This window comes from Ruegeria sp. G10 (assembly GCF_056533645.1).
Window position 1 is genome coordinate 43,545 of the sequence record NZ_JBQFOQ010000003.1, and the last position, 13,985, is coordinate 57,529.

Annotated in this window: 17 protein-coding genes; 11 read left to right on the forward strand and 6 right to left on the reverse strand. The window is 60.2% G+C overall.

The features are described from left to right. The first annotated feature begins 339 nt into the window (after window positions 1-339). Genes ACR0KM_RS07030 through ACR0KM_RS07040 form a run of 3 tightly spaced genes read left to right on the forward strand, consistent with a single transcriptional unit; the run spans window position 340 to window position 2,599 of the window. Window positions 340-1,677, forward strand: coding sequence for a DUF6638 family protein (locus ACR0KM_RS07030; protein ID WP_480860677.1), 1,338 nt, complete (start codon window positions 340-342; stop codon window positions 1,675-1,677). Window position 1,678: 1 nt separating this feature from the next. Next, complete coding sequence (locus ACR0KM_RS07035; RefSeq protein ID WP_480860679.1) at window positions 1,679-1,945, forward strand: hypothetical protein; 267 nt, start codon at window positions 1,679-1,681, stop codon at window positions 1,943-1,945. A 9-nt stretch (window positions 1,946-1,954) separates the two neighbouring features. Then, on the forward strand, window positions 1,955-2,599 hold the full coding sequence (locus ACR0KM_RS07040) for a DUF1523 family protein (RefSeq protein ID WP_480823218.1): 645 nt from the start codon (window positions 1,955-1,957) through the stop codon (window positions 2,597-2,599). A gap of 27 nt (window positions 2,600-2,626) precedes the next feature. Here ACR0KM_RS07040 and ACR0KM_RS07045 read toward each other — a convergent pair whose 3' ends face one another. From ACR0KM_RS07045 to ACR0KM_RS07070, 6 genes are all read right to left on the reverse strand, one after another. Further along, window positions 2,627-3,721 (reverse strand): flagellar basal body P-ring protein FlgI, encoded by a 1,095-nt coding sequence (locus ACR0KM_RS07045; protein WP_480823220.1) that lies wholly within the window; start codon window positions 3,719-3,721, stop codon window positions 2,627-2,629. After that, entirely contained in the window at window positions 3,718-4,725 is a 1,008-nt protein-coding gene (locus ACR0KM_RS07050; RefSeq protein ID WP_480860681.1) for a flagellin, read from the reverse strand. The genes ACR0KM_RS07045 and ACR0KM_RS07050 overlap by 4 nt, the downstream gene beginning before the upstream one ends. Window positions 4,726-4,727: 2 nt before the next feature. Next, window positions 4,728-6,179: a flagellar hook-associated protein FlgK gene (gene flgK, locus ACR0KM_RS07055; RefSeq protein WP_480860683.1), complete on the reverse strand. Its 1,452-nt coding sequence runs from the start codon at window positions 6,177-6,179 to the stop codon at window positions 4,728-4,730. Between the two features lie 33 nt (window positions 6,180-6,212). Further along, complete coding sequence (locus tag ACR0KM_RS07060; RefSeq protein WP_480823226.1) at window positions 6,213-7,508, reverse strand: flagellar hook protein FlgE; 1,296 nt, start codon at window positions 7,506-7,508, stop codon at window positions 6,213-6,215. 97 nt (window positions 7,509-7,605) lie between these two features. Continuing rightward, entirely contained in the window at window positions 7,606-8,445 is an 840-nt protein-coding gene (locus tag ACR0KM_RS07065) for a flagellar motor protein MotB (RefSeq protein WP_480860684.1), read from the reverse strand. Between the two features lie 86 nt (window positions 8,446-8,531). Continuing rightward, window positions 8,532-9,869, reverse strand: coding sequence for a FliI/YscN family ATPase (locus ACR0KM_RS07070; protein WP_480860685.1), 1,338 nt, complete (start codon window positions 9,867-9,869; stop codon window positions 8,532-8,534). 89 nt (window positions 9,870-9,958) lie between these two features. Here ACR0KM_RS07070 and ACR0KM_RS07075 point away from each other — a divergent pair, with 89 nt between their 5' ends. The 8 genes from ACR0KM_RS07075 to flgH are packed head-to-tail and all read left to right on the forward strand — an operon-like array spanning window position 9,959 to window position 13,985. Continuing rightward, window positions 9,959-10,345, forward strand: a complete 387-nt coding sequence (locus ACR0KM_RS07075) for a FlgB family protein (RefSeq protein ID WP_480823232.1) — start codon at window positions 9,959-9,961, stop codon at window positions 10,343-10,345. Window positions 10,346-10,357: 12 nt separating this feature from the next. Then, window positions 10,358-10,744, forward strand: a complete 387-nt coding sequence (flgC, locus tag ACR0KM_RS07080) for a flagellar basal body rod protein FlgC (RefSeq protein ID WP_480823234.1) — start codon at window positions 10,358-10,360, stop codon at window positions 10,742-10,744. A gap of 12 nt (window positions 10,745-10,756) precedes the next feature. Further along, window positions 10,757-11,047 (forward strand): flagellar hook-basal body complex protein FliE, encoded by a 291-nt coding sequence (gene fliE / locus ACR0KM_RS07085; protein WP_480823236.1) that lies wholly within the window; start codon window positions 10,757-10,759, stop codon window positions 11,045-11,047. A 4-nt stretch (window positions 11,048-11,051) separates the two neighbouring features. Further along, window positions 11,052-11,324, forward strand: a complete 273-nt coding sequence (locus tag ACR0KM_RS07090; RefSeq protein WP_170675403.1) for a flagellar biosynthetic protein FliQ — start codon at window positions 11,052-11,054, stop codon at window positions 11,322-11,324. After that, window positions 11,324-12,034, forward strand: a complete 711-nt coding sequence (locus ACR0KM_RS07095) for a flagellar hook-basal body complex protein (protein WP_480823238.1) — start codon at window positions 11,324-11,326, stop codon at window positions 12,032-12,034. The genes ACR0KM_RS07090 and ACR0KM_RS07095 overlap by 1 nt, the downstream gene beginning before the upstream one ends. A 21-nt stretch (window positions 12,035-12,055) precedes the next feature. Next, on the forward strand, window positions 12,056-12,841 hold the full coding sequence (gene flgG / locus ACR0KM_RS07100) for a flagellar basal-body rod protein FlgG (protein WP_480823240.1): 786 nt from the start codon (window positions 12,056-12,058) through the stop codon (window positions 12,839-12,841). Then, complete coding sequence (gene flgA / locus ACR0KM_RS07105) at window positions 12,841-13,254, forward strand: flagellar basal body P-ring formation chaperone FlgA (RefSeq protein ID WP_480860687.1); 414 nt, start codon at window positions 12,841-12,843, stop codon at window positions 13,252-13,254. Before flgG ends, flgA begins: the two co-directional genes overlap by 1 nt. Then, window positions 13,254-13,985, forward strand: coding sequence for a flagellar basal body L-ring protein FlgH (gene flgH, locus ACR0KM_RS07110; protein WP_480860689.1), 732 nt, complete (start codon window positions 13,254-13,256; stop codon window positions 13,983-13,985). The genes flgA and flgH overlap by 1 nt, the downstream gene beginning before the upstream one ends.

A 13,985-nucleotide genomic window follows, 5' to 3' on the forward strand; every position in this document is an offset into this window, starting at 1 on the left:
AGTCATTTGAAATCTAAGGGACTAAAAAGGGCCATTTACATTCTGGCGCTACCCTTGTTGGGCGCTTGGCTCATTACCTTTGTCGAGTTCGGAGAGATATCGCCGTTCTTTAACAATCCAACTACGGAGGGAGGTGAAACGCCCTGGATTTTATTCAAAAGGAACTTTTTGGGGCTGGCTGCTGTCGCGTTCACCATTGTGGATATACCGGACATACTAGGTTGGAATACCCGCCAAAAGCGACTGAACTCTTACTCAAATGACGACACGACAAATGGCTGATTTTCTAGATAGCGGTTTTGAACTTGGAGAGCGCATTCAACATGCGAGAGCGTTCCCATGATCCGCCTCATCGAAAAAGGCCTTATGTTCGGCAATCTCGTCCACATCTCCAGCCCGGCTCTGGTCGAGCGCTATAACCGCGCATTGCAGCATCTGGCGGGCAAGGCCACTCAGCTTGCGGATTTCCATGTGGACATCTCGGGCTATTCCCCCGAGATCGGGCAGGAGTTTGACGATCCGCTCTACCTCAACCCTAACGGGGTCAACCGGCAGTTCATCCTGCTGACGACCGAACAGAAACGCGCGCCTCTGCTGAACGTCAATTTCTCGACCTCGCGCGAGATCCTGCGCGAATTCATCGAAATGAACGAGGCACAGCTGTTTGCCCTAACCGCCACCGATGCGGTGGCCGGAGAACTGGTGAACTCGGTCTTCAAACTCACCACGCCTGCCGACTTGCTGAACCTGCGCAAGATCGAGATCGAGGCAGACACGACCGGGGGTACCCTGCGCAAGGCGCAACAACTCGCAGGCATGGTGGAACGGTTCAAGACCGAAGAGGACGCCTGGTTTGACGATGTGCTGATCGCCGAGATGATCGAAACCGCCAGGGATACCGGAGACGTCACCCGCAACCCCGTACGTCTGCGTCACACCGCGTTCGAGCAACGCAATTTCTGGACAGCGCATTTCGGCGGGCTCTATCTGTTCCCTGATCTGGACCATCCGGCGGCGATCTGTATGGGTGAAAAACCCGATGACCTGCCCGTCAAATTTGTGTTTGACCAGTCGCAGCGCAACCAGATCGCCAAGTTTCTTGACTACAACGATCTGGTCGAAACCATCATCGAGGCGCGCGGCGTGGACTCGGCCGCAATCCTGCAGCAAAAGATGGATTTTCTGACCATCGCCGCCGCTGCAGATGCCCAGGTCGATCTGACCGGTCTGGATCGTAGCGATATGCGCCGCCTTGCGCGCAGGCATTCAGATCGGCTGCCCGAGGCTTATCACGGGCTGGCCCAACTTTTGCGCTGGGCGACGGATGGCGGGCCGTGGCCTCGGATCACCTCGGATCACCCGGCCTATTTCTACACTCTGCGCGCCGCCGATACGCCACAGCGCGATTTGGTCAACATGCTGCTGGCCGAGCTTGCTCCGCTGGATCCGCGCCAGCTGTTTATCTGCCATAAAGAGCTGTTCTACAGCACTTACCGGACCTGGCCTGAGGCCAAGAAGGCCTATGTTGCCGACTTCCTTGCGCGCGAGTATCAGGTGGATAAATCCGGAGCCCGGGCCGCATTGTTTGGCCACGAGCCTGACATGAGCGGCAATGACCGCGTCAGCGACGCCGTGATCGCACGAGTCGGCCCCTGGGGTGCGGTGAGGAGGGACTGAAATGTTCGGAGCAATGCGCCTGTTCCTGATCCTGCTGGTTCTTCAGACGATTGCCTATTTTGCGCTGTCGCTGTACTCGCGTGGTGTGCGGCGGCGCAAGCTGGAAAGCTGGTGGGACGAAAAGGGTAAGACCGGCAACAAAGAGGCATTTGTGGCCCGCGGCCTGCATGTCTACGACAATTCGTTCCGGCGTAAATTGATTTTGGGCGTCTATGTTGTGCCTTGGGTGGCAATTGGTGCGCTGATCTATATCGTGAATTATATGTGAGGTTACGGCATGGCCTATGTGAAATGGGCGTTCATCATCATCTTCTGGGTCACGATCGGAACGATCCTGCAATACGCGCTGCCGCAACAAGATGTCGTGCGGATCGTGAATACCTATGAAGAACGCCAGGATCTGACCGACTGGACGCGCATCTTTTGGTCCGAGCCAGAGGACCAATCGACCAGCCTGTCGAACCGCGATGTGCAGTTCATTCAGGCGGTGCGTGCCAATGGCAAACCGATTGTCTACCGAAATGAAGACACCGGCTGGGGCTGGCCGCCCTATTTCAAGTTCGACACCGCTAATCTGTATACCGAGGCGAATGATGCCAAATCGACCAAGGACAACCCGGATTGGGTGGTCGTCACCCACTATGGCTGGCGGAACGAGTTCATGTCGATCTTTCCAAACGCCGTGTTCATCCGGCATGTCGACGGACCGGACGTACGCATCATCCCATGGTTCAACATCATCTTCCTGACGGTGTTCGCTGCCTTGGTATGGGCGATCTGGGTTCGTTGGCGTCGCTTTCGGCAAAAACGTATCGATCCCGTGTTGGAGAACATGGAGGATGGCCTCTACGCTGCGGGCGATGCGATTGATGAAAAGCGCAAAGGTTTCCGTCGCTGGCTGGACAGTTGGAAGTCCAAATAGCGACGGCTGCCATTCACAGGTGCACATCTATCTGACGATGAATTCAGCATGAAGCGCCCCTGCGGCTTTGATGGTTTTCAGAATGTCGATCATATCGCGGGGCGAAACGCCCAAAGCATTCAGGCCCGCAACCACTTCGGACAGGGTCGTCGCCTCGGGGATTTCGGCCAGCCCGGTGCCCTCGTCTTCTTCGATCCCGGCGAAGGTGCGGGGAACCACCACTGTTTCTCCGCGTGCAAAAGGGTTGGGCTGTACGGCGATGGGCGCTTCCTCGACCGTCAGCGTCAGGTTGCCCTGCGACACCGCCACCCGAGAGATTCTGACATCCCGGCCCATAACGATGGTGCCGGACCGCTGATCCACGACGACCCGGGCCTTGCTTTCGGGTTCGACCAAAATGTTCTCGATCCGGCCAATCGCGTGCGCGGTCGAGACCGCCTGCGTCGCCGTAATACTCAACTCTACGGTCCCTGAATCCCGCATCAGCGCAACGGCACGGTTGAATTCGGTATTGATAGCGGCCTCGATCCGCCCGGCGGTCGTGAAATCCGGTTCTCGCAATGCCAATCTAAGCTGCGTCAGATCCGCCAGTTCAAAGTCGATCTCTCGCTCTACCCGCGCGCCCGACGGGATAACGCCCGAGGTCGGGACCCCGCGCGTGACCGTGGCCGCCTCGCCCTCGGCCACCGCGCCACCCGCCAAAACGGTACCCTGCGCGACGGCATAAATCTGACCATCCGCCGCGTTGAGCGGCGTCATAACCAGTGTCCCACCCAGCAGGCTTTTCGAATCCCCGATGGCCGAGACCGTCACATCAATCTGCCCCCCGACCCGCGCAAAGGGCGGTAGAGTGGCTGTGACCAGCACAGCAGCCACGTTCTTGGGTCGAAAGTCCTCTCCATTCACGTTGACGCCCAGCCGTTCCAGGATGTTCGACATGATCTCTTCTGTGAATGGGGAATTGCGCAGGCCATCGCCGGTGCCGTTTAATCCGACGACAAGGCCATAGCCCACCAGATCATTGCCCCGCACGCCGTCGAAATCCACCAGATCCTTAAGGCGGATCGCCCCCGCAGAGACGAGGCCGGGCAGCAACATCAATATGAAAGCAAGAATCTTCATCTCAGGAAATTCACCAGCGACAGGTTGGCGTTGCGCACGGTTACCGAATAGAGGCTTTCCAGCTGGAACTGCACGGTCTGCAGGCGCGCGGCGGTCTCGTAGGGGTCCGCAGAAATCAGAGTGTTCCGTGCGCTTTCGGCGCTGGTTTTCGCGGCGGCGTTGCGTGTCGCGGCTTGCTCCACGCGCGCCTCTGCGGCGCCAACCTCGGCGCGCAGCTTGACGGTGGCATCCTGCGCATTGGCAAGATCAACGCCAAGCTGTGTAAACAATGCGGTCCGCAGCGTCGGGGCCCAGTTCAGCGCGTCCTCTGACGCCAGCGCGGCGACGGCAACATCGCGCAGCGCGGCTTTTAACGCCGGATCGGTTGCCGTGATCGGGATGTCGATCCGCTCGGTTTCCGAAATTTGCATCGGCGACAAAGGGGTTGCATTGCCGCGATAGATCACCGCGTCAAACCCGGTTGGATCGTTGAACCAATCTTCGGCCGCCTGTCTGATATCCGTTGCGGTGATCAGACCGGTCAGCTCTGTTTGTAACGCGGCCAGCAGCGTATCGGCGTCGAGCAAGGGCGAGACATCGGTCGCGGTGCCCGAAAACAGGCTACGCCCACCCGTCCGTCCGTTCAGCGCCGAGATCATGGTATCCAGCTCATTGCGCGCCTGAACCGAGGCTTGCTCATGCGTTACTGTCTGATTGGCGGTGCCGAAAGACAGCAACGACGACGAGATCTCGCTCACGGAATCGCCAAAGGTCTTCAGGCTAAGCTGCATAGCATCTGTGAACAAACCGGCCTCGGCCGTGGCGACAGAAAAAGCCTGCAGCCGTTCGAGGTTTCGTTCCAGGTCCAGCAGATGCGAATAATCGCCCGCCAATCGGTCCGAGATATCGTGCACCTTTCCCGAGGACATTTCATAGGACAGGGTTTCGATTTGCGATTTGATCTCGGCGCTGCGGGTGCGCAGGGTCAGGCCGCGTGCCAGATCGCCGATAGAATTCAGGGTCATGTTCAAAGCCTCAGCAGGGTATCCATCAGTTCGTCGACCACTGCGACGATACGGGCGTTGGCGGCATAGGCCTGTTCAATCTGCATCAGGTTCTGCAACTCGGTGTCGCTGTCGACCCCTTGTTCTGCCACCAGTTGCTCCATCTTCTGGTGCGCGTTCGCGGCGAAGGTGTTTCGTGTTTCTGCGGCATAGGCGTTCGCCCCTGCCTTCGAGATCAAGGCCTCGGTCAGTTCGGCAGCGCGCTGATCGCCGGTGCCCAGAGTTGACCCCGCTACCGATTGTGCCTGATCCAGTGCCGCACCAAACGCTTGCAATTGGCGTGCCTCTCCCGGAGCGCCAGGTGCCGTTGCGCCAAGGCCCGCGCGCAACTTCCAGCTGTCGCCTCCCGCGTCCGGGTCCACGATCGGATTGACCGCAATGCGCGAGGCCAGCCCGGTCTGCGCGGCTGGGTCAAACCGGTTGCCTGCATCGGTGAACAAGCCCGGATCGACCGCGGTGGTGGTTGGATCAAGGCCCGCAGCCTCGAACCTTTCGATAAGATCACGGGCGACGGTGTCCAGATCGGCCTGCGCCTCGACCGCCAGGTTGTCGCGAATCTCGAATTGCGCGGTCAGCGCCCCGCCGCGAATCTGTGCGAAATCCCCGGTGATGCGCACGGGCTGCCCGTTGGCCTCAAGCCCCGACAGCAGTCCGTTTCCAATCGTCATATGCGGCGCGGTCTCGCCGGTGATCGAGAACGCGAATTCAGCCGCAGAACCTTCCAGCAGGATCAGGCCGCCATCCGCATACAGCGATACCTGATCGTTATCGCGGGGTATCACATTCAGCGGCACCAGTGCGTTGACCTGATCAATCAGAACCTGCCGCTGATCCAGTAACGCACCGGTGTCACCGCCAGAATTGTGAATGGCCGGGATGCGGGTGTTCAGCTTTTCGATGTCCTTCAGGGTCCGGTTCAGGGTTTCGACCTGCTCGCCAATGGTCCGATCCGCATCCGAGCGCATTTTGCGCACACCCTCGGATGCCTGGTTGATTGCTGTGCTCAGCGCGCGGGCTGATCGGGCCACCTGATCCAGCCGCTGAGCCGAGCCTGGCATGCTGGACGCTGTGGTCAGTCTGTTTTCGAACTCCGTTAACCGCGCCGCGATCGAGGTCGCATCATCGGCGGTGCCCACCAGCTTTTCAAAGCCAGCGTGGAAGGCCGATAGAGTCGTGGTGGTGACCAAATCTGCATTGGTTGCGCGGCGATTGGCCAGCAAGACAGGGTCCTGATGACGGGTAACCCCAACGACCCGCACACCATTGCCCGAGATCGTGCTGGTTGCCAGTTCCAGTGATCGGCGGGCGTATCCCGGCGTCAGCGCGTTGGCGATGTTGCCTGAGACCACGGCCGCACCACGACTGGCGGCGTTCAGCCCGCCCAAGGCGTTGTTCAATGCTGTCGACATATTCATCGGACACCTCCTTTTTGGTGGTCAGCCGTTGGATCAGCGTTTGATATTGGTGGTTTCCTGCAGCATCTCATCGACGGTCTGAATGACTTTGGCGCTTGAGGAATAGGCTCGCTGTGTTTGGATCATCGAGGTCAGCTCGGTCGCGACATCTGTGGTCGATTCCTCGCGCGCGAAAGAGACCAGATCGCCGGTCGGCCCTTCACCTGCGTTCCACAAAAAGAACGTGCCGCTTTCACGCGAAGGGGCGTAGGTCTGGCTGTCCAACGCAGTCAGGCCATTTGGATTGGGCACGTCGGCCAGTGGAATCTGAAACACCCGGCGACTGACCCCGGTATCGTAGAACGCGTAGACATACCCGTTCTCATCCACCTGAACGCTGGTCATCGTACCCACTGCCGAGCCATCGCGCGTGATCGAAACCGGCGCAAAGGTATCGGACAACTGGGTTATCCCGTCAGAATCGCCGATCAGGCCGATGTTAATCTCCATAGGTCCGCCGGCCACGTTGACCACGAAGCTGCCGGTTGCCGGGTCATAGGCACCCCCGGACACCGTCGCGACACTGGCCAGGGTACCCCCTGCGGATCGGCTGTCAGTAAAGGTCAGTGTGTATTCTCCGATCACTGCGCCACCCGATGCGGAATCGCGCAGGGTCAATGTCCATTCATTACTGGACCCCGCCGCCGGGACGGTGGGCACCAGTTCGATATCGACGCTTTCGGATTTGCCCAGATTGTCGAAGTACTCGACCGAGAGGGGCTGTGTATCACCCGGCGCGCCTGCGTCCGTTGCAGTTGCGGGCAGGTTCATACGCAAATTCATCGAGGTAGTCGGCGCGCCGGACAGTTGATTGACGCTTAGCTGGATGGGTTCCAGCGCCGCAGGCGTGTCGCGCGGCACGCTGGGGATGGACCCGTCCGCCGCAGCGCGCCAGCCTAGCAGGACAAGGCCGGATTCGGTGACCAGATACCCTTCCTCGTTGGTGCGGAATGATCCGGTGGTGGTCAGCAACATCTCATTCGAGCCAGACGCGATCTGAGAGCTGGGCCGCACTGGTAGCATGCCCCGTCCGCGCACCGCCAGATCGGTCGAGTTGTTGGTCGTCACCAGCGATCCACGCTGATCGATCAGGCGCTGGCTGGTGGTTCTGACGCCCCCCGCCGAATAGCTGCCGCCCTGACCCGAAGTGACCATCGAATGAAAATCGGTCTCGACCCGCTTATAGCCGAATGTCGATGAATTCGCGATGTTGTCAGAGATTGTGGCCAGCCTGTTGGCGTTGGCCTTCAACGCCGCCACACCGGCATTCAGCGAAGAGGAAATGGTCATCGGCACGCCCTTTTGTTGCATCGGTCCTTGATGCAACACGTACCGCACGGCCTCTTAACAGCCCGCTAACAGCTAAAATGCGTCCTAACTTTGCAAATCAGCCAGAGCGCAGGAAGATGATCTCGATCCGGTTGTTACGTCGTGCCATCGGATTTTCGACCGCCAGATGCCGGTCCGCATGACCGGTCACCCGATCCAGCCGCAGCGGCCTGACGCCTTTGTCCTGCAGCAATTGACGGATGGTCTGCGCCCGCGCGGTCGACAGGTCCCAGACCGGATTGTCCGCCAGCACGATGGGGGCAGAGCGGACATGCCCCTCGACCGCGATAGCGTTGGTCACCAGATCAGACGCGCGCGCAACCAGCAGCGTCAGTGCCCGCATCATCGGGGTCGGCTTGTCCGTGCCCGATTCGAACAAGGGCTGATCTTCGGTCGCAAACAGTTCCACCACCAGACCTTCATCGGTGACCCGAGTCACGATGTGCTTGAGCATCTTGTCCGACATCAGGCTTTCGCCGCTACGGCCCAATAGCTGGGCTTCCAGGGACGAGAAATCCTCAAACGCGCCCTTGCCGCCGCCTCGCGCGTCAACCCCGGTGGACCCGCGCGCCTGTTGCGCTTCGGTCGGGTTGCGGTTGCTGGCCCCGGTACCATCCATCACCAGCGTCTTTTCCGAGAACATGCTGTTGCCGCCAAAGGCCCCGTCACCCCCGCCCGAGACCGGATTGACCGGAATCGTCGGCGAGAAGTAATCCGCCAGCCCTTTGCGTTGTTTCTCGGTCGTTGCATTCAGCAGCCACATCAACATGAAGAAGGCCATCATGGCCGTGACGAAGTCCGCATACGCGACCTTCCACGCGCCGCCATGGTGGCCATCGCCGCCTGACACACGCTTCTTCTTGATGATGATTGGCGCCGCATTGGTTTGCGCACCCATCTCCACCACCTTTTATATCACCCGTCTATCGGGGTAGCAGCGCAGGTCTTAAGGCGGGCTTAACACTTAAAACTGTCTTGAATTCCTCAGCGGGGCAGGTTCGCCCCGGCCCTGCGCAGGATCAGTTGCAAATGGTTGAAACTGTTGGCGATACTGTCGGTCTCGCGCCTGGCAAAGAACCCGTCCAGTTCGTCATGAACGCGCACGGCCTGATCCAAAAGAGGGTCAGAACCCTCTGCATAAAGCCCCGCCTTGATCATGACTTCGGACTGTTCATAGCTGCCGACCAGTTTTCGGGTCTCGGCGATCAGCTGATTCTCGTCGGCACTGGCCGCCCCGGGCAGGCTGCGTGACACGGAGCGGCTGAGGTCGATTGCCGGGAAACGCCCGCGTTCGGCGATCTCGCGGCTCAGCACGATGTGACCGTCTAGCACTCCACGTAGGATGTCAGCCACGGGCTCGTCCATATCCGAGCCTGCGACCAGCACGCTGAAGACTGCCGTAATATCACCCTGTTCAGCCGTTCCGGGTCCCGCCCGTTCGCAGAGGTTGGCGATCATCGGAGTGACCGACGGTGGGAAGCCGCGCAGCGAGGCTGCCTCGCCCATGGCGACTGCGATCTCACGATGGGCCTCGGCAAAACGCGTGACCGAGTCGGCCAGAAACAGCACGTTCATCCCCTCGTCGCGCAGATGTTCGGCCACGGTCATCGCCGACCACGCGCACCGCCTGCGGGCCAACGCCGACTGGTCCGAGGTCGCCGCGACCACGACCGACCGCTTCATCCCCTCGGCACCAAGAGCGTTCTCGACGAACTCATTCACTTCGCGCCCGCGCTCACCAATCAGCGCAACCACTACCGCATCGGCCTGCATCGACCGCGCAAGCGTAGCCAGCAGGGTCGATTTGCCGACGCCTGAACCTGCAAACAGCCCCACACGCTGGCCCTGCACGATGGGCAGAACTGTGTTCAACATGGCCAACCCCGTCTCCATCCGCTCGCCCAGCGGCTTGCGTGTAACGGCGGCGGGTGGGGCCTGCATCAGATCCTGCGCGTGCACCCCGGGCAGCAATGGTTTGCCGTCCAAAGGGTTTCCGAACGGGTCAATCACCCGGCCCAGCCAATGCTGGCCGGGGGCAAAGACCGGCGTGTGTTCCAGAATCACCCGATCGCCCAGACACACGCCGTCGGGGGCTGCGGCGGGCAGCATGTGGATCAGGTCTGCTTCCACATGCAGGACCTCTCCGGCCAGATTAGGGCCGGAACGGCGGCGCAGGGTCAGGTGATCTCCGATTCGGGCGCGCCCGGCCAGGCCATCAATCTCAATCACACCGCGCGCAACGCTGGTGACGCGGCCCATATGCCGTGTGGCAGACAGCCTGTCGAATGCTCCCTTCAAACGCGCCAGGTCAAGATCGGTCATCGCGGATCCTCCAAAACTCTTTGCTGAAAACGGTTTCTAAAGGAATCGGGGTTAAGCCTTGATTGAAATCGATCGAGGGAGAAGCCCCGATGTTCTATGACCTGAACGTCTTTAAGACAGCGTACGCAATGGCAACCCATGCTGGTCAACGGCAGGCGGTTATCTCGCGCAATATGGCAAACGCGGATACGCCGGGCTATCAGCCCCGCGATATCGAGGCCTTCAAGACCGCTTTTGAGAAAACTAGGGGCACGGTAGCGATGGCCGCCACCCGCGCCGGCCACCTGCATGGCGGTTCGGGCGCTCAGCACTGGGCGGAATATACGGCCGATCCGTCTGGGGATCCCAACGGCAACGGCGTTTCGCTGGAAGAAGAGATGCTGAAAGCGGTCGATGTCAAACGGCAGCATGATCGCGCGCTTGCGATCTATCGTTCTTCGATTGGCATTCTACGCACCTCTCTGGGTCGGGCCTGAGGAGGATAGGATATGAGCGATTTTTCCCATTCCCTTACCGCCTCGGCCAGCGCCTTGCGTGCTCAGGCGGCTCGGCTACGGCATGTGTCCGAGAATATCTCGAACGCGGATACGCCGGGGTATCGGCGCAAGACGGTGCCGTTTGAAACCGTCGAGAAAGGCGGCCAGCAGATGGTGCAGGCCGGGCGGGTCAAACTGGATCGCCGGGACCTGACCCGTATCTACGATCCGGGCCATCCCATGGCGGATGCAACCGGGCATTACCGCGGCTCGAATGTCGATTTGATGATTGAAATCGCCGACGCCCGCGAGGCGCAGCGCAGCTATGAAGCCAACCTCAAAATGTTTGATCAGACCCGGCAAATGTCGTCGAGCCTGATGGATTTGCTCAGAAAATAAAGGAAAGCCAGAATGGATATCCGATCTTTGACCGCCGCGCAGAGCTATGCCGGTGCCCGCCCCGCAACACAGGCTGATCCCGATCATCAGGGCATTGGGCAGGGGCTGCAATCCACCTTTCGCGACTTCGCCGCGACGCTGAAACACAGTGAACAGGTCGCGCAATCGTCGATGGTGGGGCAAGCCGACCCGCATGCGCTGGTGCAGGCGCTGGCGCAGACCGAGCTTGCGGTTGAGACGGCGGTGATCGTCCGCAACAAGGTGGTCGAGGCCTATCAGGAAATCCTGCGGATGCCGGTCTGACCCGATGCTGAGCGAAGGTCTGTTCTATGACATCGTCCGTCAGGCGCTGTGGGTCGCGGTGATCACCTCGGTCCCGATTCTGGCGGTGGCGCTGATCTCGGGTCTGGCGGTCGGTCTGTTTCAGGCGCTGACCTCGGTGCAGGAGATGACGCTGACCTTCGTGCCCAAGCTGATCGCTATTGTCATCGTGTTCTGGATATCGATGGGGTTCATGACCCAGACCCTCGTTACCTTTTTCACCGGGACGCTGATCCCGCTTATTGCAGGAGGCCGCTGATGGACACAGCCTATGTCACTCTTTCTCGCCAATCCGGTCTGATGACTGAGATGCGGTTGGTTGCCAACAATATCGCCAATGCCAATACGACGGGCTATCGCCAGCAGGGCTTAGTGTTCTCAGAATTCGTTCGGGACATGCCGGGAAACCCGTCGCTATCGCTCAGTCGGGCGCAGGTGCGCAACACCTCTCTGCAACAGGGCGTGTTGACCGAGACTGGTGGGTCGTTTGACTTTGCTATCGAAGGCGATGGGTTCTTCATGATCGAGACCCCTGCAGGCAACCGCCTGACCCGCGCGGGCAGCTTTTCACCGAGTGCTGAAGGCGACCTGGTCACCATGGACGGGCACCGCGTTCTGGACAGCAATGGCGCACCGGTTTTTGTTCCTCCCGATGCAACGACAATTGATGTGGGCAGCGACGGTACGCTCAGTATCAACGGCCAGCTTCTGGGTCAGATTGGCATCTATTCCGTGGCGGACCCGGAAAATCTCGTCCGCGAGGGCAGCACCCATTTCCGCGCCGGCGGACAGGTCGACCCGGTGGATGAACCGGTCGTGCTGCATCGCTTCCTCGAAGGCTCGAATGTCAACGCCATCGGGCAGGTCACGCGAATGATCGAGATTCAGCGCGCCTATGAACTGGGCCAGAGTTTTCTGGAGGCCGAGGATGAACGGGTGCGCGGTGCCCTGAAGGCGCTGATGCGCTGATCTGACAAAGGAGATACCAATATGCGGGCTTTGAAAATTGCCGCGACGGGCATGACCGCGCAGCAGATGCGGGTTGAGACGATCTCGAACAACCTCGCGAATATGAACACCACCGGCTACAACGCGCGGCGGGCTGAATTCGCCGATCTGCATTATCAGCAGATGGCGCGGGCGGGGGCGGTGAATGCCTCGGACGGGACCGTGCTGCCGACCGGCATTCAGCTGGGTCTTGGCGTGCGGCCTTCGGCCGTAACGGTGCAGCTGGAACAGGGCGGTCTGTCGGCCACAGGCAGCGATCTGGACGTGGCCATCGAAGGGCGCGGTTATCTTGAGGTGACCTTGCCCAACGGCCAATCCGCCTTTACCCGTGATGGCAGTCTGAAACGCTCTGCCGAGGGGCTGATTGTCACCTCGGACGGGTTTGCCGTCGCGCCGGAAATCACCATCCCGGATGATGCAAGATCGATCTCGATCAATGCTGCGGGCGAGGTTTATGCCTATTTCGACGACACGGCCGAGGGGCAGTTGCTTGGCGAATTCACACTGGCCAGTTTCTCGAATGCCAAGGGGCTTGAGGCGGTGGGCAGCAACTTGTTCAAGGAAACCGAAGCCTCGGGCCCGCCGGTGGTCGGCACCCCGGGCGAGGATGGGTTGGGCACGCTGCGGCAGGGTTATCTCGAAGACAGCTCGGTCGATGCGGTGCGCGAGGTGACCGAACTGATCGAGGCGCAACGCGGTTATGAGATGAACGCCAAGGTTATTTCCGCCGTGGACCAGATGATGGGCGCCACCACACAGGTGCGGTGATGCGATTTCTCATTTGCCTTCTTGCCCTGACCCCCCTTGCGGCTTTGGCCGAGATCGTTGTCCCCACCCGAACGATCCGCGCGAAAGAGGTCATCGCCGCCTCGGATGTCGAGGTCAAGGCAATCGATGCAGCGGGTGCTGTGCAACAGCTTTCGGACCTGATCGGGCAAGAGGCCCGCGTCGCGCTCTATCCGGGCCGACCGATCCGCCCGTCCGATATCGGCCCGCCTGCGATTGTCGACCGCAATGATCTGGTGACGCTGATCTTTGATCGCACTGCGCTGTCGATCACCGCGGAGGGTCGCGCGCTGGGGCGTGGCGCCGCGGGAGAGCGTATCCGGGTGATGAACCTGTCGTCGCGCACAACGGTAACGGGCGTGGTCCGCGCCGATGGTCAAATCGAGGTCAAGTGATGTCAAACCTAACGAAATTCCTGCTTCTCTCTGTTCTGGGTATTGCCGCGTGCGGTCGGCTGGACCATCTGGGCAAACCGCCCAGCCTAACGCCCAATACGGAGTCGCCAGAGCATGTCGCGATGCTCTGGCCCGGTCTGCCCCTGCACAGTCAACCACAGCGCACCGTGGATCGTGCCTCACTCTGGAGCGGCGGCCAGCATTCGTTGCTGGGGGATCAGAGGGCAATGAAAAAGGGTGACATTCTGACCGTGGTGATTGAACTGGATGAAAAGGCCGAGATTTCTAACGACACCAACCGCTCTCGGGCCGGGTCCGAAAGCCTGTCGGTGCCGGGCCTTTTCGGCTTGCCGCAACGGGCGGCGGAACGCCTGCCTGCGGGGGCCTCTCTGGATGAGGCTGTATCGATAGATTCGGCCTCGGTCAGCAAGGGCAAGGGGTCGGTCAAACGCAAAGAGAAACTGACGCTGCGCGTGGCCGCCACGGTTGTCGACGTGTTGCCCAATGGTGTGCTGTCGATCACCGGCTCTCAGGAGTTGAGGGTGAATTTCGAACTGCGCGAGCTGTTGGTCGCGGGCTATGTCCGCCCCGAGGATATCTCACGTCAGAACGAAATCACCTATGACAAGATCGCGTCTGCGCGTGTGTCCTACGGCGGTCGCGGTCAGATCACTGATGTGCAGCAACCGCGATACGGGCAGCAGGTTCTTGATACCGTTTTGCCGTTTTAA

Bases quoted from the DNA above. Each gene is read 5' to 3' on its own strand.
- ACR0KM_RS07030 (WP_480860677.1), top strand. From the start codon at position 340: ATGATCCGCCTCATCGAAAAAGGCCTTATGTTCGGCAATCTCGTCCAC.
- ACR0KM_RS07035 (WP_480860679.1), top strand. From the start codon at position 1,679: ATGTTCGGAGCAATGCGCCTGTTCCTGATCCTGCTGGTTCTTCAGACG.
- ACR0KM_RS07040 (WP_480823218.1), top strand. From the start codon at position 1,955: ATGGCCTATGTGAAATGGGCGTTCATCATCATCTTCTGGGTCACGATC.
- ACR0KM_RS07045 (WP_480823220.1), bottom strand. From the start codon at position 3,721: ATGAAGATTCTTGCTTTCATATTGATGTTGCTGCCCGGCCTCGTCTCT.
- ACR0KM_RS07050 (WP_480860681.1), bottom strand. From the start codon at position 4,725: ATGACCCTGAATTCTATCGGCGATCTGGCACGCGGCCTGACCCTGCGC.
- flgK (WP_480860683.1), bottom strand. From the start codon at position 6,179: ATGAATATGTCGACAGCATTGAACAACGCCTTGGGCGGGCTGAACGCC.
- ACR0KM_RS07060 (WP_480823226.1), bottom strand. From the start codon at position 7,508: ATGACCATTTCCTCTTCGCTGAATGCCGGTGTGGCGGCGTTGAAGGCC.
- ACR0KM_RS07065 (WP_480860684.1), bottom strand. From the start codon at position 8,445: ATGGGTGCGCAAACCAATGCGGCGCCAATCATCATCAAGAAGAAGCGT.
- ACR0KM_RS07070 (WP_480860685.1), bottom strand. From the start codon at position 9,869: ATGACCGATCTTGACCTGGCGCGTTTGAAGGGAGCATTCGACAGGCTG.
- ACR0KM_RS07075 (WP_480823232.1), top strand. From the start codon at position 9,959: ATGTTCTATGACCTGAACGTCTTTAAGACAGCGTACGCAATGGCAACC.
- flgC (WP_480823234.1), top strand. From the start codon at position 10,358: ATGAGCGATTTTTCCCATTCCCTTACCGCCTCGGCCAGCGCCTTGCGT.
- fliE (WP_480823236.1), top strand. From the start codon at position 10,757: ATGGATATCCGATCTTTGACCGCCGCGCAGAGCTATGCCGGTGCCCGC.
- ACR0KM_RS07090 (WP_170675403.1), top strand. From the start codon at position 11,052: ATGCTGAGCGAAGGTCTGTTCTATGACATCGTCCGTCAGGCGCTGTGG.
- ACR0KM_RS07095 (WP_480823238.1), top strand. From the start codon at position 11,324: ATGGACACAGCCTATGTCACTCTTTCTCGCCAATCCGGTCTGATGACT.
- flgG (WP_480823240.1), top strand. From the start codon at position 12,056: ATGCGGGCTTTGAAAATTGCCGCGACGGGCATGACCGCGCAGCAGATG.
- flgA (WP_480860687.1), top strand. From the start codon at position 12,841: ATGCGATTTCTCATTTGCCTTCTTGCCCTGACCCCCCTTGCGGCTTTG.
- flgH (WP_480860689.1), top strand. From the start codon at position 13,254: ATGTCAAACCTAACGAAATTCCTGCTTCTCTCTGTTCTGGGTATTGCC.